Below are 21,879 nucleotides of genomic sequence, written 5' to 3' on the forward strand. Positions count from 1 at the left end.
GATGAATAACAATAAAATTGGAGAGTTCTATGAGTTTCCTAACTAAAACACGCAAGCCGCTGGGCTTGGCTATAGCTGCATTGTCTGCGGCTGGCATGGCTACGCAATTGAATGCGGCCATTTTGGAAGAGGTTGTAGTAACCGCGCAAAAGCGCGAGCAAAACTTACAGGATGTGGGTGTGTCTGTCTCGGCATTTACGGGCAAGCAAACCCGTGCCTTGGGCTGGAATAACAGTGAGGACATAGCTGCGCAAACGCCGGGCTTGGTAACGGCTTCTTTTGCCGGTGACTCTACCGTATCTATATTCTCAGTGCGTGGTGTGGGGCAAAATGACTTTGCCGATCACCAAGAGGCTCCTACCGCTATGTATATAGATGGTGTGTATATTGCCAGTACCGGTGCGGCAGGTTTCCAAATGTTTGATGTGGAGCGGGTAGAAGTTCTGCGTGGCCCACAGGGTACCTTGTTTGGGCGTAACGCTACCGGTGGCTTGATGCATATCATCAATAAAAAGCCTACCGAAGAGTTTGAAGGTTATGTTGATGTAACGCTAGGTGATTTTGATCAGCGTCGTTTTGAAGCTGCGGTGAGTGGCCCGCTGGCTGAGAATGTTTTAGGTCGTTTATCTGTGCTGCAGGAAAGTGCTGATGGATACTTTGAAAACAAAGGTGCTGGCGATGATCTTCGTTCGCGTGATTATATGAGCTGGCGTGGCCAGTTAGAATTTAGAGCAGGTGATAATGCCACGGTAAATTGGTCTGCATGGCAGAATGTTACTGACCACGCTACGGGCGGTATATATGATCGTATCACGCCTTCAGGAGTTGATTATACTGGCCGTGGTAATGATTATCCCAAGGCTAATGAAGGCGCACCAGATGTAGAGGGTGAGGTAGACAAAGACTCGCACGGTATTATGCAAACAGTGGTAATAGACACTAAAGCATTTACAGTGACGTCTATCACTGATTTTCAAAAAATTGATAAATATTATTTAGAAGATTCAGATGGTGGCCCAGATGCTTACTTATGGTATGACGCTGCCGCAGATGTAGAGCAATTTTCGCAAGAGTTGCGCTTAAATGGCGAGTCTGAAGGATTAAAATGGCAGGCAGGTTTATATTACTTAAATATTGATGGTGTTTATTCCTCGCAAATTAATATTCCTTCTTTTGGTGGTAATCCAAAAAATGATTATACGCTTAGCACAGAGTCGTACTCTATTTTTGGTCAAATAGAATATGATTTGACGGATTCATTATTGCTTACAGCAGGTTTACGTTGGACTGATGATGAAAAAGAATTTGATATTACTAGTCAATGTTTAGAAACAACTTTGCAGGCTGCCAAGGATGTCTTTGGTCCTAACTCTGTTGGCCCTGGTACGGGCGTAGACTGTGCATATCTTGAAAGCTTCGGAGCTGATGTGGTTTTAACCTTGCCGGGTGAGCAAAACTTTGAGCGCCACGATGAAGATTATTCAGGAAAGTTACAATTAGATTACCGCATGGTTGATGATGTTCTTCTATATGCTGGTGTTAGTAGAGGCATGAAAGGCGGCGGTTTTACTGCTCCTTTGGATGGCTTGTTGGCTGAGCCAGCTATGAGCTACGAACCAGAAATATTAACTAGCTATGAAATTGGTATTAAGTCTGAGTGGTGGGATGGCAAGGTACGGCTGAATGCTAGTGCTTTCCAATATGATTATGAAGACTATCAAGGATTTGTTTTTGTTGGCCTAACATCTGTAGTGGTAAACAATGATGCTACTGTAACCGGTGGTGAAATTGAGTTGTATGTTTCTCCTTCTGAGGGATGGGATATATCACTGGGTGTGGCAATCCTCGATGCCGAAGTTGAAGACGTCACATTCCGTGACGGTGTTACTGTAGAGGACCAAGACAAAACTACATCACCAGATTTAACGGCCAACTTGCTAATTAGAAAGGGCTGGGATTTAAGTGATGGCGCTGAGTTTGCCGTGCAGGTTGATGGTCAATATATCGATGAGCAGCAGTTAGGTACAGAAAATAGTGATTTGGCGATGACTAGCTCTTACTCCATTTGGAACGCTAGAGTGAGTTACACCACTGAAAACTGGGACGTAGCTGCATTTGTTAAAAATGCGGGTGATAAAGAGTACCGTACCTACGCTTTCGATCTAGAAACGGACTTTGGTTACTCACTAGAAGTTTACGGCCCACCACGCTGGGCAGGCATACAAGCCCAATATCGTTTCTAGAGAGTACTGTTCTAGTTTAAATAGTTAGGCTTATCCCCCTAGGTCTGTATGACTAGTTTAGCTGCACCTTTGGGTGCAGCTTTTTTACCCCGTATTTTTTGGAGTGCATATGTGTGCTAAAAGCAATGTAGTGGTCGCTGCTAGCGAGAGTAATGCTGAGCAGCGATCTGTTTTAAGAGCGGCCTTTTTAGCAGAAACTCGTTACTGCGATTGGCGGCTAGTAGCGCTAAGCGCCGATGCCTCTTTTCGTCGATATTTTCGCCTTAGCCATAATGGCCAGTCGGTGCTGCTGATGGATTCTCCGCCCGACAGCGAAGATATGGATAGTTATATCAAGGTGGCTCAATACCTGTTAAGTGCCGGTTTACGAGCCCCTAAAATTTATGCCTTAGATCAAATCAATGGCTTTGCCATTATCGAAGATTTCGGCAATCAAACGTATACCCAGTTATTAGATGCTGGTGAACAGGCAGAGCCATTATATCAATTGGCTATAGATGCCTTGGCGCGTTTACATCAGCGCTTGGACATTAAGCAAATTGATATCCCACGCTATGACCAGGGTTATTATCAGGATGAGGCGTCTTTATTTATTGATTGGTATTGGCCCGCCAGAACCGGCGGTCAAATTTCCGATAATTTACGCCGTGAATATATGGCTATCTGGGATCAACTTCTGGCCCAGGTTGCTACTGATAATGAATGCATGATTTTACGCGATTATCACGTTGATAATTTGATGGTGATAGCCGGTGAAAGCGGCTTGAATAGTTGCGGCTTATTAGATTTTCAGGATGCACTAATAGGTTCGCGGGCTTATGACATGGTGTCTTTATTTGAGGATGCCAGGCGTGATGTGGACCAAGCTATGGCGCAGCGTTTAATAGAAGGCTATCTCAAAGATTTTGGCCCGCAACAGGCAGCCGATTTTCATTATGACTACAACGTATTAGGTGCTCACCGCCATATTAAGATTGTGGGTATTTTTGTGCGTCTTTGTGTTCGTGATGGCAAATCACATTACTTAGATTATTTACCCAGAGTGCAACGTTTATTGGAGCATTCCTTATTAAAGCCAGAGATGAAACCGTTAGCGGAATGGCTAGATAGAAACCACCCTGGTTTTGTTTCTGCACCACTGCAGTTTGATGCCCGTATACTCAAAGGCATGCTCTGCGAAACATTATAAATTCATTAAAAGTTAAAGATGTACTGATAGGAAGTAGCGCCATGAACAACAGTGAAAAAAGAAACGGTTTAATCGAATGTGCTGGCAAGATTTTTTATAACAATGCCTTGCATGATTCAGTATCAGATGTGCGTATCCCGGTGATTAACCCTGCCACCGAAGAGCAGGTGTCGGAAATTGTTAGCCCCACTGAACAAGAAATTGATCATGTTTTAAAAATTGCCAATACTGCACAAAAAAAATGGGCCAATACCGATGCGAAAACCCGCGCCGCGTATTTACATAAAATTGCCGACTCCATAGAGCATGCTAATCACCAGCCAGTAGCTGAGGCTATGAGCTTAGAAATGGGCAAGCCCTATCCCGAGGCGTTGGGTGAAATTGCCAACGTGGGCCCCATATTTCGCTATATGGCAGAAATGGCTCGTGACGATGGTGGCCATATAGCTGGTACTACCCAGATAGGCTCTTTTCAATACTGCCGCTACGAACCTTTAGGGGTGAGTGTGCATATTATGCCGTTTAATTTCCCCATTTTATTATTCGCCTGGACTGCAGCGGCTTCCTTGGCTTGCGGTAATGCGTTTGTGATGAAGCCTGCCGAGGCTACATCTATTAGCTCGTTGATGTTTATGGATCACTTTAAAGTATTGCCAGAGGGTTTGGCAGCCTGCTTAACCGGCAACGCCAGTGTGGGTAGCCACTTAGTAGCTTCTGACTTAACCCACGCCGTTGCCTTTACCGGTAGTGTTGCTGTTGGTCGCAAGGTCAATATCGCCTGTGCCGAAGCAATGAAACCCGCAGTGATAGAGGCTGGCGGTAACGATGCCATGATTATTGCCGAATCTGCCGATATAGAAATTGCAGCTGCGGGCAGTATTTGTGCAGCATTTCATTTAAGTGGTCAGGTCTGTACCTCTGCGGAACGTTTTTTTGTGGTGGACGCCATACATGATGAATTTGTAGAGGCCTTTGCCAAACGTGCCAAAGCGCTGCGTATAGGCCACGGTTTAAGTAAGGCCGAGATAGGCCCAGTAGTTAATGTTGCAGCCAGAGATAGAATTAAAAATCTGGTAGATAAAACCGTAGCCCAAGGTGCAACTGTTGTATGCGGCGGTAAAATCCCGGATGGATTTGATAAGGGCGCTTACTACGAACCCACTATTTTGACCGATGTGACACCGGATATGGAGATTATGAACTCGGAAGTATTTGGCCCGGTAGCGGCAATTTGTCGAGTAAAAGATGTGGACGAGGCTATAGCTAAAGCCAACGACTCACAGTTTGGTTTAGGTGCCTGTATTTTTACTAATGATTTTAAAGAGGCCACTAAAGCCACCGAACAATTACAAACCGGCATGGTGTGGGTGAATAACCCCATGATAGATAACGATGCCTTGCCTTTTGGTGGTGCCAAAATGTCGGGCTTGGGCCGCGAGTTGGGCCGTGAAGGCTTGAACGCTTTCCGCCAGAGCAAAATGGTAATACAGGATGCCGACCCCATTATGCACGACTGGTGGTATCCCTATCCGGATTCAGCTTTTCACCCCGATGCCTAGCTAGGTGCTGGTTATCAGCAAAAGCCGAATACGAATCATTAATAAGAATTGAAAGAAGAATTGTTATGAGTCAGCAACAAGCAGAAGTCGCCGTAGTGGTGTTAGGCGCGGGTAAGGGCACGCGCATGCAGTCGGATTTACCCAAGGTGTTACAGCCTTTAAAAGGCCGGCCTTTAATTAGCCATTTATTAACAGCGGTAGATGGTATTAACCCCGATAAGTGCGTAGTGGTTATAGGCCCCGATATGGATAACGTAAAAGCCTGTGTGGCGCCGCGGTTAACGGCTATACAACATCAGCAGTCGGGCACAGGTGATGCGGTAAAAGCGGCCAGAGCTATGCTGGAAGATTTTCACGGTGATGTCTTAGTGGTTTATGGCGATACCCCTTTAATTACCACTGCTACTTTGCAACGTTTATTAGACGAGCGTCATCGTGCTGCCAACCCAGCGGTAGTGGTATTAGGTTTTCGTCCCGATGACCCTTTGCAATATGGCCGCTTAAAAGAGGGGGCCGATGGTGAGCTGGAAGCTATTGTTGAATTTGTTGATTGTGACGAGCAGTTAAAAGCTTCCAACCTATGTAACTCCGGGGTCATGGCTTTTGACGGCCAATATCTTTTTGAGTTGTTAGATGCGATCACTAATGATAATTCTAAAGGTGAGTATTACTTAACCGATGTTGTTGCCATTGCGAAAAGCAAAGGCCTTAGCTGTGCCTTTGTGGAAGGCGATCCACAGGAAGTATTAGGCATTAATACCAAAGCAGAGTTGGCAGAAGTAGAAAGCTTATTGGCTTAATGCTTGCTGGGCTCATTGAATAATAAAGAATAGGTGCCCCCATGAATACCTTAGAAAATAGCGGCGATATATCGGTACAAAAAAATGGTTTGTTAAAAGACTCGCTGCCGGATGACTGGCCCGCCACCTTAGGTGCTGCGGCTGCAGCCTATGGCATAGGCATGTTGTCTTTATTGGTGTTGCCTTTTTTAATCGGTGCGACCATGAGTTCTTTGGGATTGACTGGTAGCCAAGCCGGTTGGCTGGGTAGTGCAGAATTAGTTTGTGTCACTATAGGCTCGTTTGCGGTAGCTCCCTGGATAGGTCGTTTGCCGCGGCGTACTTTGGCCATGAGTGGCGCGGCTTTGGCCATAGCCGCTAATGTGGTGAGCATGACCAGCTTGTCTTACGAATTGCTAATGTTGTGTCGCGCCATTGCCGGTCTGGGTTGTGGCTTGGCACTGGCGGCGGGCAACGCTACGGTAGCCAGCTCTAAAAATCCCGAAAAAATGGCAGCGCATATGTCCATCTTTTTTGTGGTGATCATGGTGGCCCTAATGATGATTTTTGCGCGGGTAGGCGATATGTATGGCTACCAGGGTAGCTATGGTGCATTGGCGGCAACCATAGCCGTGGTTAGTATTTTATTATTAGGTTTGCCGCAACACCCTAACGCCAGCGTACAATCCGAAGCCGTTGCCAGCGCTAATAATAAACAGCTGTTTTCCTTGGCGGGCATAGTGATGATGCTGGCGATGTTTTGCTTTCAAATGCGCGACACCATGTCCTGGGCTTTTGTAGAGCGCATAGGGGCGGGAGTGGGCTATACATCAGCAGAGGTGGGTAATTTACTGTCGCTGCAGGCGGTGTTGGGTTTATTGGGGCCGGTTATGGCCACATTAATGGGCTCACGTTTTGGCCTAAAAATCCCAGTGATTATTGGTGTAATGGGCTCAGGCTTAGTCACGGTAATGGTATTGCTATCCACCGATTCTGTGGCCTTGTATACCGCAACCGTCTCGTTGATTTCTATTAGTTATTTTTATTCTTTAGCCTACTTAACTTCTTTGGCTGCCGAGCTGGATAAAGATGGCCGCATAGTGGCGGCATCGGGTGGTTTACTGATTGCTGGCTCAGCAGTGGCACCGGTTATTTCCGGTTATATTTTAGACGCCGGTGGCTATATGTTAATGGGTTGGGTGGCTGCCGGTGTGGTGGGCCTTACTTTGTTATGTGCCTTAATTGCATTGGGGACTTTGAATAGCAGTGCTTTAAAGAAGACGGTTTAAGTAGCAATGTAGTGCTGCTACCGGCGCTATGGTTTTTGTTTTTAATTAAAATAATGAGATAAGAGGTTGTAGATGAATATTGTAATTTTAGGTGGCGCTGGCCTTATGGGTTCCGGCACGGTTAGGGATCTGGTTTCTGAATTGTCTTCAGGGGTAGAGAGCCTAGTGGTAGCTGATGTTTCGCCGCAGCGTATGGATGAGTTGTTAACGGAGTTAAACGATGATCGTATTAGCTCGGTGATTCTTGATGTCACCAATAAAGAGGCCACCATGGAGTTGCTGCGCAATGCGGATATCTGTATTAATGCGGTGCCGACTTTTGCTGGTTATCAAATGGATATTTTCCATTATTGTTTAGAGGCTAAAACCCCTTATGTGGATTACGGTGGCATGGGTGTGTATACGGTTAAGCAAAAGAAAGAGCATGCCGAGTGGGAAAAAGCAGGGGTGACGGCGGTATTAGGTTTAGGTGCCGACCCCGGTATGTCCAACATGACCTGTAAGGCTGTGGCTGAGCGCTTAGATACTATCGATAAAATCAACTTGTACTGGGCTGCTGAAATTGAAGGGCCAGAAAACCCCGTACTGGTGCCGCCTTATAGCGAGTCTACGGTATTGGGCGAATACGCTAACAATAGCCAGCAGTTTTTAGACGGTGCTTTACGTGAAGTGGGGCCGCAAACCGGTAATGAAATTATCGATTTGCCTGAGCCCTGGGGTAGAACGGAATTTATTTACTCGCAGCATTCTGAGCCGCTAACCGTGCCTTTTGCGCATGGCTTTGCCGATAAAGGCATTAAAGAGTTTACCTGGAAGCTATCGCTACCCGCTCGTGAGCACGAAGCCTGGGTGGGTATAGTTAAGGCCGGCTTTGGTGATTTTGATGATCCTATCAATATCAAAGGTGTAGATATTAAACCGGTGGAATATTTGCAGGCGGTAATACGCCGCAATATAGAGCGCAATAAAGATAAAATCCCTGAGCAGGAAGGCTACGAAATCCACTTTGCTATAGGCGAGGGTATTAAGGACGGTAAAAAAACGCGGGTTAAGTGCGTAGTCTCATCTAAGCCGGACCCTTTATACGATGCCTATAACGACGCCGCTACCTCTATGAATGTGTCTATAGGTGCGCAGTTATTATTACGCAATGCTTTAAAGCCCGGAGTCTGGGGCCCTGAAGAATATTACGATGTTGAGGAGTATTTTAAGGAAGTGAAACGCAGACGTTTTCACGTTGAAATTGAAACGAATATCATCGAAGAGTTATAAGCGCTTAGTTGCGTAAGCAGTTTCAATCCCACCCAGTCATAGCGGTATTGTAACAATAAGAAAATAAGTAATGCGGGGGGCAATACTTGTTGAGCTTATTTATACCGTGCCGATTGTGGTGGGATTTTTTATGGTTATATTTTAGCCATTTGCTTTATGCTGCCTTTAGCATAGAATTTGTCGCCCAGTAGTTTAACTCTCAGGCTTCAAAACTAAGCGGCAAAGGGCGGTATGGCAAAGCACACAGATAATTCAGCGAGCGAGCAAACCCTAGCTATAGTGAGCCGCCACCACCAGTATTGGTTACAGGGTGATATCGCTGGCATTATGTCCTTGTATCACCCCGATATACGTTATTTTGATTACCTTAATAACATAGAGATTACCCGCGACGAGTTAGCCGATTACCTTAGCTTTACCTTGCTTACCCCTAGCCAAGTCACTTTGCAGCATACCGATCGCATTCGCGTGGATGGCGATACAGCATTCATTCAATACCAATATTCTATTAAACGTGCCAATAACAAGGCCTATCATTATCGTTCTAGCGAGGCCTTAACGGTGCAGGATGGCAAGATAATTCGCATTAATGAATACTCATCCTTAATGCGTTCGCAAGAGGAGTTAAGCAGTACCCAAAAAGGCAAAATAGGCTTGGACGATAGCCGCTTGCAAATACTGCTGCAGGATTTAAGTGATTATTTTGAAAAGCACCAACCCTATTTAGATAGCCGGCTAAATTTAGCCCAGGTAGCTCAAGCTACCGGCTATACCCGCAATCAAATCTCCTATGCCCTGAATAATGGCCTGCAAAAAAGCTTTTATGAGTATGTGAATTTATCACGCATAGAGCATTTGTTGCTGTTATTACAGCAAGACTCAAATCGTAATATTAGCGATGTTGCCTTACAGGTGGGGTTTAATTCCAGCTCCACTTTTTATAAGTTTTTTAAGCAGTTTACTGGTTTAACACCTAAAGCCTATTTAAAAAACATACAAGCTTGAGTTAACCCCATAAAAAAACCCGGCTGGTGATAAGCCGGGTTTGGTGATGGGTTTATAAGGTTAATAGCTTAGCTTTGGAAAATTTCCGTGGCAGCGCGCTCACCTGTTTCTATCGCGCCCTGCAAGAAGCCCCAGTACTCTACCGAGGTGTGCTCACCGCAGAAGTGTACATTGTTTGTGGTTTCTTTTTCCCATTGCGCACCCCAGAAGCTAGTGAACTGGCCTAGGCCTGGGGTAGCGTAACTACCTTTAGACCAGGGGTTTACTGTCCACTTAGATTTTAAGGCTTTATTATCGTAAGCCGCAGTAGTGCCAGGGAATACAGGCTCTATTTGGCTTAGGAAGTTATTGACATTAGGGTTGCTGGCATTGCCAAACGGCTGGTTGCCGCTGAGGTTACGACCTTGATGACCACCTAGGTAATCACACATAACACTGCCGGTGGTGCCGCTGGTTACCTGAGTATCCCATACGGTTACAAAACCATCGCCGCCTGAATAACTAACGCCATTCATTTGTATGTCGTGGCCATTAATATTGCGAACAGCATCCCATGGGCGTGAATCAGTTTGTATGTGTATCTTACCGTTAGCGCCTATGCTCATTTCATTAATAGCTTGCTGCTTGGCACTGGAGAAGGTGTTCCAGATGGCAGGTGCTATATCCACTTCGCGTAGCTTGGTAAAGGGCAGAGCCAATACCAGTTTATCAGCGGTGGTGGTACTGCCATCATCGAAGGTGCAGGTATATGGACCTTGCGCGTCACCGCTAATAGCGGTTAAGGCGCGACCCGTTTCTATAGTATCGGTAGGCAGGTCATCAGCCATGGCATACACCAGCGAGTCGTTGCCGCCTACTATATGGTAGCGCTCATCCGTACCGGCAATAGGCAGTGGATTGTTAATTGAGTTCCATGCCATGAGGTAAACCAAGTTTAAACAGGTTTGCTCTTCGGGGGCTAAGCCGTATTCCGAGATTACATCGGCCTGCATAAGTTGGCCAAAGTTACTGTTGGCGCCTATGCCTACTTCATCTAACCAATCATTAACATTGATATGGTCTAAGCGCACATGCTCGGCGTTGTGGCTGTCGTAAGTGGGCTGCCAGGGGGCGGCACTTTCGGTATTACCAAAAATGTTGTGTATATTACCCCAATCACTGGTCAGCTGAGCCTCGGTATAAAATTGGTTGTTAACATAATAGAGCTCTTCGCCGCCGGGTAAGGCGCCACCGCCTACATCTTCCAGGCTTAGGCCTAGATTGTTAACCAGGTTACGTATGTTGCTGTGTTCGGTGGAAATTAATTCGCCACCGCGCTCAACATTCATACCATTATCAAAAAAGCCTCTAGTGGTAAAACAGCGGCCACCTATACGGGTATTGGCTTCATAGATTTTTGAACTAATACCGTATTGCTGTAGGCGGTGGGCACAGCGCAAACCGGCTAAGCCGCCGCCTATGATGGCAACGCCCACATTGCCTGAGGGTGGCGGTGGTGGTGGCTTTTTACCGGCAAAGCTGGGTGCGGCTGCACCCAAGGCACCGGCTGCAGCTACCCCCATACCCATGTGCTTAACAAATTCACGTCGCTCCGTGCGCTGTGCATGTTGAAGTTTTTCTTGCTCTTTTAAGCGATCAAGTAATTCATCCGTAGGAATACCCGTTTGCTTAGAGGTGTTGTGTGCCCACTGCAAGCGTTTTATTAAACTCGCAATGGGGTTATTTGAGCGGCGTGATTTACGGCCCATATAGCTCTCCTATCTTTTCGTTAGTCTGTTTTTGTTGTTAGTAACTAAACTACACAGCCTAGGGGGGCGTATGCGTGGCTGATTTAGACGCGTTGATAAATAACGGCAATTTTTTTGTTGTTGTATTTGCCGAAATGCATTTAGCTAGCGCGGCAAGGATATTGTTACAGCTGGGTGATATAAGCTAATTAAAAAATTTAATAACAGCTATAAATAACTCATAATATAAAATCATGTTTATGCTAGGTTTTATGATACTGATAGGTATTTTTCTTATTTAATAATAACTTATCTATGATTTGATTATGGCTATTGAAATTAAAAAATGCGGATAATAAATAATTTGAAATTAAAATATTTTTTGATGAGTTTTTTGATATAAAAAAACCTGCTTTGCAGAACAAGGCAGGTTATTTGGCTTTTAACGGTACTATCTCTAGCACGGTTAATAGTACGGTTAGCTTAGGCCAGATGGGCTTAGCCTTGGTGTATCTCAGTAGCGACTCGTTCACCTGTTTCTACAGCACCTTGCAAGAAGCCCCAGTACTCAACGGAAGTATGCTCACCGCAGAAGTGTACATTATTGCTGGTTTCTTTTTCCCATTGAGCACCCCAGAAACTGGTGAACTGGCCTAGGCCAGGGGTGGAGTAACTACCTTTAGACCAAGGGTTAACAGACCACTTAGAGGTTAGGGCTTTATTCTCATAAGCGGCAGTGGTGCCGGGGAATACTGGCTCAATTTGCCCTAAGAACTTATTAACATCTGTTCTCTTAGATGAGCTAAAGGGTTGGCTGCCACTGAGGTTGCGGCCTTGGTGGCCACCTAGGTAGTCACACATCACACTGCCAGTCGTGCTGCCATTGACCTGAGTATCCCAAACCGTGACAAAGCCATCACCGCCGGAATAGCTGACGCCATTCATTTGTATATCGTGGCCGTTAACATTGCGTACCCCGCTCCATGGGCGAGAGTCAGTTTGTACGTGTATTTTACCGTTCGCACCTATACTCATTTCATTAATAGCTTGTTGTTTGGCGCTAGAGAAGGTGTTCCAAATAGCTGGGGCAATATCTACCTCACGCAGTTTGGTAAAAGGCAGAGCTAACACGAGTTTGTCAGCGGTGGTGGTGCTGCCATCACTAAAGGTGCAAGTGTATGGGCCTTGCGCAGCACCGGTAATGGCCGTTAAGGCTTTGCCTGTAACAATGCTGTCGTTGGGTAATTCATCGGCCAAGGCGTATACCAGGGCATCATTACCGCCGACGATATGGTAGCGTTCATCGGTACCCGCTAGCGGTAAGGGGTTGTTAATAGAGTTCCAAGCCAGCAGATAAACCAAGTTTAAACAGGTTTGTTCTTCGGGAGCCAAGCCGTATTCCGAAATGAGATCTGCCTGCATGAGCTGACCAAAGTTACTGTTGGCACCTATCCCTACCTGGTCCATCCAGTCATTGGCATTGATATAGTCTAAACGCACATGCTCGGCATTGTGGTTGTCGTAAGTAGGCTGCCATGGGGCAGCGCTTTCGGTATTGCCAAATAACGGATAAATATCGCGCCAGTCATCTTCCAGCTGTGCCTCGGTGTAGAGCTGGTTATTAACATAATAAAGTTCTTCGCCGCCGGGTAGGGCGCCGCCGCCTACGTCTTCCAATGTTAAGCCTAAGGCGTTCACTAGATTGCGGGTGGCACTGTGCTCGGTAGAAATAAGCTCGCCGCCGCGCTCCACGTTCATACCATTGTCAAAGAAACCACGGGTAGTGAAACAGCGGCCGCCTATGCGGGTATTGGCCTCATAAATTTTTGAGCTAATGCCGTATTGTTGCAGCCTATGGGCACAACGCAAACCGGCTAAGCCGCCGCCTATGATGGCTACGCCTACATTGCCAGACGGTGGCGGCTTAGGCTTGCCGCCTTTACCGGCAAAGCTGGGTGCAGCTGCGCCTAGGGCACCGGCTGCGGCTACCCCCAGGCCCATATGTTTAACAAATTCACGTCGCTCTGCGCGCTGAGCATGTTGAATTTTTTGTTGTTCTTTTAGGCGGTCCAGCAACTCATCTGCAGGAACGCCAGTTTGTTTTGAAGTTTTATGCGCCCATTGTAAACGTTTGAATAAGTTTACTGCGGGGTTGTCGGAGCGACGCGATTTACGGCCCATGTGGCTCTCCTATCTAGTCTATTTTTGTTGTTAGTAACTATGCTGCCAGCCTGGGGAGCAGTTATAAGGCTGGGTGATAGGCTATGCTAAAAACAGCGTATTATTGTTATTGCTGTAATGCAGTTAGCGATGCCGTTATTGGATATTGTTATGGTTTTATCAACTGTGCTATTCAAATTTTTTAATAAGCGATATTAATCAGGGGTGGCGCAATTTTTTTGGCCGATATTGAAGTGTTGTCGGAACCGTTGCCAGTATGCCTGTTATCTATGAGGATGAAATAAACTGCTTTATAAACAAAGGCTTAATGATTTTAAGGGGGTTTGTATTAGTCTGGTTAGGCTTTATAGGGCTGGTTTATTAAAATTACTGATGCTTAATATCAGTGCTTTTTTTATCAAGTTTGTTAGAAGTTTTTTTGCTATTAACGTTCAAAAAATTTTATAGCAGCTATTATTAAGCAGTAACGCATTTTTATATTCCGTTGGCCTAAAATAACGCTGATTACAGTTTAAGTTAAAGCCGCTGTTAGCATTCTAAATCATTGATTTAGTGTGTATAGTTACTTCACTTAGGTATCAGGACGGTACGCGTCGCAGTGTCATGGATATAAAAATAATGAATAGCGGATATGAAATTGATGACAGCCACACGGCACCACCTCTCACATTTATATGGCTTTTATACTGTAGCTAAACACCACAGCTTTACCCGTGCGGCTGAGGAGCTATGTGTTACTCAGTCGGCGGTGAGCTATCAAATTAAAAAACTAGAGTCGCTGTTGAATGTGCAGCTATTGGATAGACGCTGCCGCAACACCGTGCGTTTAACCTCTACGGGCGAAATTTTGGCGGCTAAGTGCCAGTCCATTTTTTCAGAGCTAGATCATTTGTTTGAAAGCCTAAGCGGCAAAAATGTGGGGGGCAGTTTTACCATCGCGGCTCCTACCTGTTTTGGCTCGGTGTTTATGCCCAAGGTGGCTGCTCGTGTGAAGAGCACACACCCGGATTTAAAATTAAAACTGGCCTTGGAAGATAAGCTGGTAGACATAGTTTCCAATAATATTGATGTGGCGATACGGGTTAATACCTTGGTAGAGGGGCTGCAGTATAAGCCGCTAATGAAGGTGCGCATGCAGTTGGTGGCTTCGCCGGAGTATCAAGCACAGCATGGCATAGTCGGTGAAGGCAGCGATTTGGCCAATCATCAAATTATTATGGGGCAAATGGACGACAGCGATTGGGCCTCACTATTGTCACAAAACCCAGAGCTAGCCATAGCGGCCGACGAGGTTACCTATATTAATAACACCCTGGCTATTTTAGAGGCGGCCAGAGCAGGCTTGGGCATAGGCTATTTACCCTATTATTTGGTGGCCGATGATTTAGCCCAGGGCAGTTTGGCTACCGTGCTACCAGAGATACACTCTTCCATTACTTACTTTGTTTGCTATGACAAAAGCCTGGAGATGGAACAAAAGCTTAAAGTGTTGTTAGAGGCTATTAGCAGTACCTTGCACCAGTCTGTGTATGTAGAGGCCTTTGAATGGCTGGCGGCTACGCCAGAAGCGCCTCCGATAGAAAGCGTGGGCTAGATTGCTAATATAGTCGGGCTTGCTTGGTCTTTGCCTTGTGCAGCCTTTTTTCGACCGGACCCGCTCGTAAGACAGTTTTAGCAGCCTGTTTTAAACTCCTCCCTTAATGAGTTCGTACCAATACCCTTAGTAATCCCTTAATAGAGAGGCTTCGCTATGCCTGTAAAACATATATTTTCCTTTGATAGTCTGCAAAATCAAGCCGGCCAGTCAGTGACTGCACCAGCAGAAGTGATGCTAGGTGGCAATCCCGTGACCACAGATTGGCCTGCCTTTGACAGTGCCGATGGCCGCGTGAGCATAGGTATATGGGAATCAGAGGAATATCATAAAATCAAACAGCACCCCAATGAGATGGAGTATTGTTATATTTTGGAAGGCACTGTGCGTATTTCTGATAAAGAAGGCAACTCGCAAGAGTTTAGCCAGGGCCAGGCCTTTATTGTGCAGCCGGGCTTTGATGGGGTATGGGAGTCCTTAGGTAAGGTGCGCAAGCACTATATTATTTGCCAGTGTAATTAAGCACCGCACTAAGCTATAGCGCAGCGGGTATGGATCCGGCCCACCCTAGGGTGCCCTCTCTTGCTGCGCAATTCACCTTGTACGCCGGTATGACAAAGAAAAACGGCCCTGCGTTCCCGTCACTCCGGCGCAGGCCGGAGTCCATAGTGGTAAGTGACATGGATACCGGCTTACGCCGGTATGACAGAAAAAGAACGGCCTACACCGGCAGACAGAAAACAGAACGGCCCATGCCGGTGTGACAAATACCATCCCCGTCACTCCGGCGCAGGCCGGAGTCCATAGTGGTAAGTGATATGGATACCGGTTTACACCGGTATGATAGAAAAACGGCCTGCACCGGCATAACAGATAAACCACTGGCAGCATTGGTTTCAAACGATTTCGGACAGTAGTGGAGGTATAGCCCATGACCGATTACAACAAACAAACCGTCAGCTTTTGGTTTGATACCCTGGCCGAGCAAATACAGCCCCGGCCAGCCCTGACCGAAGATATACAGGCCGATGTGGCTATTATTGGTGCCGGTTTTACCGGCCTGTGGACGGCTTATTATCTCAATAAGCAACAGCCGGATTTACGCATAGCCATTATCGAATCTGAAACCGCCGGTTTTGGTGCCTCGGGCCGCAATGGCGGTTGGTTAATGGGGGCCATGGCGGGTAAAACTAAGTACTTGGCTGGGCTGCCAGAGGCAGAGCGGCAGGCTGGTTATCAGCTGATCTTCGGTATTATTGCGGAGGTTAAACAGGTTTTAGCCGCTGAAAATATAGACTGTGATTTACATCATGGCGGCTCGGTGTATGCCGCTGCCCGTTACCCAGAGCAGCTGGCTTTTCAGCAAGAAGAACTTAAGCATTTATATCAGGCTGGTTTGAGCGAGGATGACTATCGCTGGTTGAGTAAGGCCGAGCTGGATGACACCGTGCGCATGCGCAAGGGTATGGGCGGCATATACACCCCTCACTGTGCGGTAATAAACCCCGCCAAATTGGTAAGAGGCTTAGCCCAGTGCCTAGAGCGCAAAGGCGTCACCATTTATGAGCAAAGCGCCGTCACTCAAGTGGGCCACAAGCAGTTACAAACAGCACAGGGCAGTGTGCGTGCGGATGTAATAGTGCCTGCCACCGAAGGTTTTGCCGATGAGCTAATGGGGTTAAAGCGTTATGTATTACCCATACAAAGCCTAATCGTCGCCACCGAGCCTTTAAGCGAATCGCAGTGGGATGAAATAGGCCTGGCCGATAGGCCCACCTTTAGCGATGCGGGCCGCATGGCCACTTACGGCCAACGCTCGGCCGATGGCCGTATTATTTTTGGTGCGCGTGGTGGCTATATTTATGGGGGTAAAGTACGTCACCGCTTTGCGCTGACTGACCCAGAGTTTAGAGAGCGCGAGCAAATACTGCGTGATTTATTCCCCAGCCTGGCCAATGTCAATATCACCCATGGCTGGGGCGGCACCTTAGGCATGGCGCGTAATTTTACCCCTTTTGCCGTCTTTGACGCCAATAGCGGCATAGCCAGTGCCGGTGGTTATGGTGGTGAAGGGGTGGGGGCTTCCAACTTATTTGGCCGTACCTTGGCTGATATGATCTTGCAAAAGCAAACTGAACTTACCGCCATGCCTTGGGCCTTTAGCCCAGCCACTCATAAAAGTGCCTTAAAGCGCTGGGAGCCTGAACCCTGCCGCTGGCTAACCTATCAAACCTTGTTAAATGTTTTTTCTTGGGAGGAGGACTTATATAACAAGGGCAAGGCCCCTGCCTGGCAGCGTAAAGCCGTGGCTGCGGTGTGTGATAAGTTGGCCTTGTTAATGGCCTAGGGATAATAAAGAAGAAGTAAAGGTGAGAGGCTGCGGCCTCTCACCAGCAGTCAATGCTTAGGCTGGGCTTAAACACCCAGCTAAACTGCGGCACTCACATGGCACGGCCTTTTTGCGCGTATTTGAGCTTGCGCGCTAATTTGCGATTTTTATTATCGCTAAGTTTTTTACTGTCTTTTACTCGTCTGTCTTTCATGATTTCACCTGTAGGCACATGCCATTACAAGAATGCCTTTGTAGTGACCTAGGCATAAAGGTCGTCGTCGTAAATACCTAATTCATCACGCAATTTCCACAGCTCTATGCGGTCTTCCAGCTCGCGGCGGCGGTTGGTAAATAGCGTTTTTTTACTCTCTTCTTCTACATAGTCATCTGCTGAGTCATCAAAGTCATCAGCATCTAGTTCAATGTCGTCGTCATAATCATTCATAGCCTACCTCCAATCATACTCGGGCCACTTTTTGTGGAATATGCCTTGAGTTTTGCCGTTGGTAAAACAAAATTTTTTTTTGTTAATATTAAAAATTACTTATCAAGGCTTGAGCTGGCAGCAAAGCGGCTGGTGCAAAAATATTTGTGGCTAGCGTATTGTATTCGTTAAAAAACACCCTATAGTGCGCCCTCATTCAGGCTGGCCTATTAGTAGGATTCCCGCGCCGGTTAGGGCTGGGCCACGCTAATAATTAGTTGGGCGTTAACGGTAACGATAGAGGTAAATAGATTGGCAATGTTTTTTGATATCAGCCCCTATAATTGGCACTCCATAGCAGTGGCTTTATTTTGCGGCGCGATTATCGGTTTAGAGCGGCAGTTGCGGGGTAAGCCCGTAGGTATACGTACCTCCTCGCTGATTATTTTGGGTACCTATTTATTTGTAGCGACCTCGTTTTTAATCAGCGGTGAGCAGGTCGATACCTCGCGGGTAATAGGCCAGGTGATTACCGGTGTGGGTTTTTTGGGCGCGGGTGTCATGCTAGCTAAAGACGGTGCCGTGGTTGGTGTGACTTCAGCGTCCACCATTTGGGTGCTGGCCTCCTTAGGAGTGTTGGTAGCCTGTGATCATTTGCTGCCGGCAATTAAGCTATCCATTTTAGTGGTGATGATTTTGTACGGGGTGGATATATTAGAAGAGCGCACCGTGCTGTTTAGCCGCGGTGTGCATACCCGGGTTAATCGTTACCGCGAGTCTAAGCGCGGTGACAGGGATAGGCGGCAGGGTGAATAGCTAACACGGCAACTAAGCTCTGGTTTAGCCAGAGCTGCTACCTTAGTCTGGATATCACCGGGCTGCTGGGGTCGTTGGCGCTAAACCAGCTGGCTATGCTGTAGCGATCATGCTGGGTGGCTAACACCTCATGGGGGAAGTCATTGCTTAAAAACACCGCCACAGTGCCTAGCTGCGGTTGCACGTTTATAGTTTGTTGCTGTTGTTCATCATAGATCAGCATCTCACCAGCATCCTGCTCGCGCCAGTTTGGGTTTAGGTAGGCAACAACGGAAACTAGGCGGCTATTATTACCCTGAAATGCGTCGCGGTGCTTACGGTAAAAAGCACCTACTGGGTAGTGCGAAAAATGGCTTTCAAAATTCGACAAATTTAAAAATAAACGTCGGTTTAGCTGCGTTCTTAACCCGTCTGCCCAGCTTAGCCACTTGGCCTCTACTGCTGTTTGGCCAGTAATCCATAAAATCTCATCACTGCGTATGGCCGGGTTGTAATGCTTATTATCACCCCTGCCAACCTCCGCTTTTTTATAGTGACTGGTCGAGGCCTTAGCCTGGCCGTGTAAGGCCATGGCAAAGTCAGCAGCCAGTGCCTGCTCTATAACGCAATAGCCCTGGCTGTAAAGCTGCTCGGTAATAGTGGCATATTGTTGCTGGGTATTGGTACATAGCTCAAAATTAGCTAGGTCTAAGGCAGAGTTCATTGCAGTGTGTATTCCTCGCGGGGCGATAATCACCTGGTAATAATGGCCAATGGCTGGCGGGTAAAAAAAACGGCGAGTATTGGGGTTTAGCTATATGGTGTACAATGAATAATTATTGTGAAGTCAATAAAAAATAATGATGCCTGGAGGGCTAATGATAAAAACGGCAAAATTATTATTTAAAATTGTATTGCCCTGGCTAATGCTGGTTTTTGTTACACCAGGTTATGCTCAGCTTGCCTCTGATCGTCCTTTAGAAAAAGTTAGGTTGCAGCTTAAATGGAAGCACCAGTTTCAGTTTGCAGGCTTCTATGCTGCATTAAAGCAAGGCTATTATGCTGAAGCGGGTTTTGATGTAGAAATTTTGCCTGTTAATTTTCAGCGTAGCGCCTCAGAAGTGGTGTTGAGTGGCGATGCGGAATTTGGTGTGGCTGACTCCAGTTTGGTTTTATCTCGTATGCAAGGGCGGCCTGTAGTGATATTGGCGGCTTTGTTTCAACATTCCCCACTAGTATTACTGTCAAAACAATCATCTAATATTCTTAGCCCTTTGGAACTGGTGGGCAAGCAGGTGATGTATCAACGCAATATCGATGATGCTGTGTTAACCGCGATGTTTACCGAGGTGGGTCTAACTGAGGATCAATACACGCATGTTCCACACAATTTTAAAGATGACGCTTTGATCAATGGCGAGGTTGATGTGATGTCGGCCTATATCACGGATCAGACGTTTTATTTTAAAAGCAAAAACATTCCCATTAATATTATTTCTCCCTCGAATTACGGCATAGATTTTTATGGCGATATGTTGTTCACCCACGAAGATTATTTGCTGGCTAATAAAGAGGCTGTGTTGCGATTTCGAGAGGCCAGCCTTAGAGGTTGGGACTACGCTATTAATCATCCCCAGGATATGGTTGATTGGATAATCAATAATTTAGCAACAGAGAAAACACGCGAACATTTATTGTTTGAGGCGGAAAATACCTTGCGTTTAATAAAGCCAAAGTTGGTAGAGCTAGGTTATTTTAGTGTTAATCGTTTTGATCGTATTAGCGATATATACATACAACTAGGGCTTGCTGATAAAACGCAAAGCACAAAAGGGATTGATTACAGAGAGTATTATAGGGATCAGCCTAATTTACAGTGGCTTTATTTACTGTTGGCTGTATTGCTAATTACCGTGTTAGTAGTCATAGGTTTGTGGATATACAATCACCGTTTAAAAATACAGGTTGTGTTACGTTCAGATGCCCTGGACTCTGCGAGAACTGAGTTGGGTTTTTATTTGGAGGTAGTGGATCGCTATGTCATTAATAGTGTTATGGATGAGGATGGCCGCTTGACTAGGGTGTCACGGGCTTTTTGTAAAGCTTCGGGCTATAGCAGTGAACAATTAATCGGCCGCCATTTTGAAGAACTAGTACACATCTCGCAAAAAAATGAGGTGCATAAAGCTATACACAGTACCTTGGCTAATCGTGGTAGATGGTCTGGAGAGGTGCTGATGCGGCATAAGGAACAGGGTAATTTTTGGCTTTTTATGGAGTTGGAGGCCTTAATAGATACACAAGGGAAGTTGGCCGGCTTAATGGAAATAAGCATTAATATTAGTGACAAAAAGCGTATAGAAGAGTTGTCATTTATAGATCCTTTAACAGATGTCTATAATCGTCGAGGTATACAAGATGCTTTTAATAAAGTGCTTAGTCAGGCTGCTCGCTATAAGAAAGATTTGAGTGTTGTTATTTTTGATATCGATTATTTTAAAAAAATTAATGACAATTATGGCCATATACAAGGTGATAAGGTCATTAAATCTATCGCTGATATTATGCGGGATAATGTTCGCGGAGCCGATATTCCAGGCCGCTGGGGGGGAGAAGAGTTTCTAATTATATGCCCTGAAACCAGCCTTGCTGGGGCCTATGCTTTAGCCGAAAAGCTAAGGCGAAAAATTGCCAGCCATGAATTTTGCGATTTGCCGCCACAGAGCTGTTCCTTTGGGGTAGCTCAATGGTTGGAGAATGACACTTATGAGTCTTTAATTGCTAGGGCCGATGGCTATTTGTATAGGGCTAAAGAAAGAGGGCGTAACTGTACAGAAGGGGAAGTGGGCTAAGCTATACGCCAGAGCCCCCTTTTTTTGGGGTTTTCCACCTAAATGGGGTAGTGTTATTTGATGTTTAATGCCATCTAATACTAGCTACAAAGTGTTAAAGTATTAGGCGGTAATTAATAATGAGTGAGTTTGCAGTTTCCCAAATGCTGGGTTTAATAGGCTTGGTGTTTGACTCTTTTTCTGCGCAGTTTAAGCAGCGTTACCAAGTGTTTGGGGCCATGGCTGTGGGCTCTGTCTTTATTGCCGGGCATTTTTATGTGTTAGAGCAGTACACTGCCGCAGCTATGTTTGCGGTGGCCTCAGTGCGGCATGTGATTACCATACGCTACCGTCAAAAATTTCTTTACCTGTTATTTGTGGCTAGTGCAGTAGCTTTTGTATATGCCACTTATGGCGGCTATTTAAGTGTACTCAGTGGTATAGCCAATCTACTGATGGTCTCGGGTTCTTTTTCACATAAGCAAAAAAATATGCGCTTATTATTGATAGCCGGCTCTGCTGTGTGGTTAATCCATAATTTAATCGTGCTTAGCCCGGTGGCTATTTTGTTAGAACTGATGTTTTTGAGTAGTGGCTTGATAGGCTATTATCGGCATGTTTATAAGCTAAGTAGGCGGTAGTGGTTTAGCGTTGGTTAC

At 46.1% G+C, this 21,879-nt stretch carries 17 protein-coding genes; 13 read left to right on the forward strand and 4 right to left on the reverse strand.

The features are described from left to right. The first annotated feature begins 29 nt into the window (after window positions 1–29). The 7 genes from NO559_RS08605 (at window position 30) to NO559_RS08635 (ending at window position 9,336) form a co-directional block, all read left to right on the forward strand. Window positions 30–2,243, forward strand: coding sequence for a TonB-dependent receptor (locus tag NO559_RS08605; protein ID WP_258331407.1), 2,214 nt, complete (start codon window positions 30–32; stop codon window positions 2,241–2,243). A 109-nt stretch (window positions 2,244–2,352) separates the two neighbouring features. Further along, window positions 2,353–3,432 carry an aminoglycoside phosphotransferase family protein gene (locus tag NO559_RS08610; protein WP_258331408.1) on the forward strand — a complete coding sequence of 360 codons (1,080 nt, stop codon included), beginning with the start codon at window positions 2,353–2,355 and terminating at the stop codon, window positions 3,430–3,432. A 41-nt stretch (window positions 3,433–3,473) separates the two neighbouring features. Then, window positions 3,474–4,991, forward strand: coding sequence for an aldehyde dehydrogenase (locus tag NO559_RS08615; protein ID WP_258331409.1), 1,518 nt, complete (start codon window positions 3,474–3,476; stop codon window positions 4,989–4,991). Window positions 4,992–5,056: 65 nt separating this feature from the next. After that, entirely contained in the window at window positions 5,057–5,791 is a 735-nt protein-coding gene (locus NO559_RS08620; RefSeq protein WP_258331410.1) for an NTP transferase domain-containing protein, read from the forward strand. Window positions 5,792–5,832: 41 nt separating this feature from the next. Beyond that, window positions 5,833–7,059, forward strand: a complete 1,227-nt coding sequence (locus NO559_RS08625; RefSeq protein ID WP_258331411.1) for an MFS transporter — start codon at window positions 5,833–5,835, stop codon at window positions 7,057–7,059. A gap of 72 nt (window positions 7,060–7,131) precedes the next feature. Then, the gene (locus NO559_RS08630; RefSeq protein ID WP_258331412.1) at window positions 7,132–8,331 is read left to right on the forward strand and encodes a saccharopine dehydrogenase family protein; all 1,200 of its coding nucleotides are present in this window, start codon (window positions 7,132–7,134) and stop codon (window positions 8,329–8,331) included. A gap of 231 nt (window positions 8,332–8,562) precedes the next feature. Further along, window positions 8,563–9,336, forward strand: a complete 774-nt coding sequence (locus NO559_RS08635; protein WP_258331413.1) for a nuclear transport factor 2 family protein — start codon at window positions 8,563–8,565, stop codon at window positions 9,334–9,336. 68 nt (window positions 9,337–9,404) lie between these two features. On the opposite strand, the gene NO559_RS08640 is transcribed toward NO559_RS08635, so the two are convergent. Together NO559_RS08640 and NO559_RS08645 are read right to left on the reverse strand one after the other, a co-directional pair. Next, complete coding sequence (locus NO559_RS08640; protein ID WP_258331414.1) at window positions 9,405–11,084, reverse strand: NAD(P)/FAD-dependent oxidoreductase; 1,680 nt, start codon at window positions 11,082–11,084, stop codon at window positions 9,405–9,407. Window positions 11,085–11,561: 477 nt separating this feature from the next. Further along, window positions 11,562–13,244, reverse strand: a complete 1,683-nt coding sequence (locus tag NO559_RS08645) for an NAD(P)/FAD-dependent oxidoreductase (protein ID WP_258331415.1) — start codon at window positions 13,242–13,244, stop codon at window positions 11,562–11,564. A gap of 640 nt (window positions 13,245–13,884) precedes the next feature. Between NO559_RS08645 and NO559_RS08650 the strand changes: the two genes are divergently transcribed. The 3 genes from NO559_RS08650 (at window position 13,885) to NO559_RS08660 (ending at window position 17,185) form a co-directional block, all read left to right on the forward strand. Next, complete coding sequence (locus tag NO559_RS08650) at window positions 13,885–14,838, forward strand: LysR family transcriptional regulator (protein ID WP_258331416.1); 954 nt, start codon at window positions 13,885–13,887, stop codon at window positions 14,836–14,838. 156 nt (window positions 14,839–14,994) lie between these two features. Further along, window positions 14,995–15,360, forward strand: coding sequence for a cupin domain-containing protein (locus NO559_RS08655; RefSeq protein ID WP_258331417.1), 366 nt, complete (start codon window positions 14,995–14,997; stop codon window positions 15,358–15,360). 409 nt (window positions 15,361–15,769) lie between these two features. Continuing rightward, the gene (locus tag NO559_RS08660) at window positions 15,770–17,185 is read left to right on the forward strand and encodes an FAD-binding oxidoreductase (protein WP_258331418.1); all 1,416 of its coding nucleotides are present in this window, start codon (window positions 15,770–15,772) and stop codon (window positions 17,183–17,185) included. Between the two features lie 244 nt (window positions 17,186–17,429). On the opposite strand, the gene NO559_RS08665 is transcribed toward NO559_RS08660, so the two are convergent. Next, a complete protein-coding gene (locus NO559_RS08665; protein WP_258331419.1) occupies window positions 17,430–17,615 on the reverse strand; it encodes a hypothetical protein in 186 nt (61 codons plus the stop codon). Between the two features lie 297 nt (window positions 17,616–17,912). Here NO559_RS08665 and NO559_RS08670 point away from each other — a divergent pair, with 297 nt between their 5' ends. Further along, complete coding sequence (locus NO559_RS08670) at window positions 17,913–18,410, forward strand: MgtC/SapB family protein (protein ID WP_258331420.1); 498 nt, start codon at window positions 17,913–17,915, stop codon at window positions 18,408–18,410. Window positions 18,411–18,447: 37 nt separating this feature from the next. On the opposite strand, the gene NO559_RS08675 is transcribed toward NO559_RS08670, so the two are convergent. Further along, window positions 18,448–19,113 carry a 2OG-Fe(II) oxygenase gene (locus NO559_RS08675; protein WP_258331421.1) on the reverse strand — a complete coding sequence of 222 codons (666 nt, stop codon included), beginning with the start codon at window positions 19,111–19,113 and terminating at the stop codon, window positions 18,448–18,450. A gap of 154 nt (window positions 19,114–19,267) precedes the next feature. Here NO559_RS08675 and NO559_RS08680 point away from each other — a divergent pair, with 154 nt between their 5' ends. Both NO559_RS08680 and NO559_RS08685 read left to right on the forward strand, forming a co-directional pair. Then, window positions 19,268–21,241, forward strand: coding sequence for an ABC transporter substrate-binding protein (locus NO559_RS08680; protein WP_258331422.1), 1,974 nt, complete (start codon window positions 19,268–19,270; stop codon window positions 21,239–21,241). Between the two features lie 119 nt (window positions 21,242–21,360). Beyond that, on the forward strand, window positions 21,361–21,861 hold the full coding sequence (locus NO559_RS08685; protein ID WP_258331423.1) for a YgjV family protein: 501 nt from the start codon (window positions 21,361–21,363) through the stop codon (window positions 21,859–21,861). Window positions 21,862–21,879: the final 18 nt, after the last annotated feature.

It is taken from the genome of Dasania sp. GY-MA-18 (assembly GCF_024734385.1).
In the GTDB taxonomy this organism is placed as follows: domain Bacteria; phylum Pseudomonadota; class Gammaproteobacteria; order Pseudomonadales; family Dasaniaceae; genus Dasania; species Dasania phycosphaerae.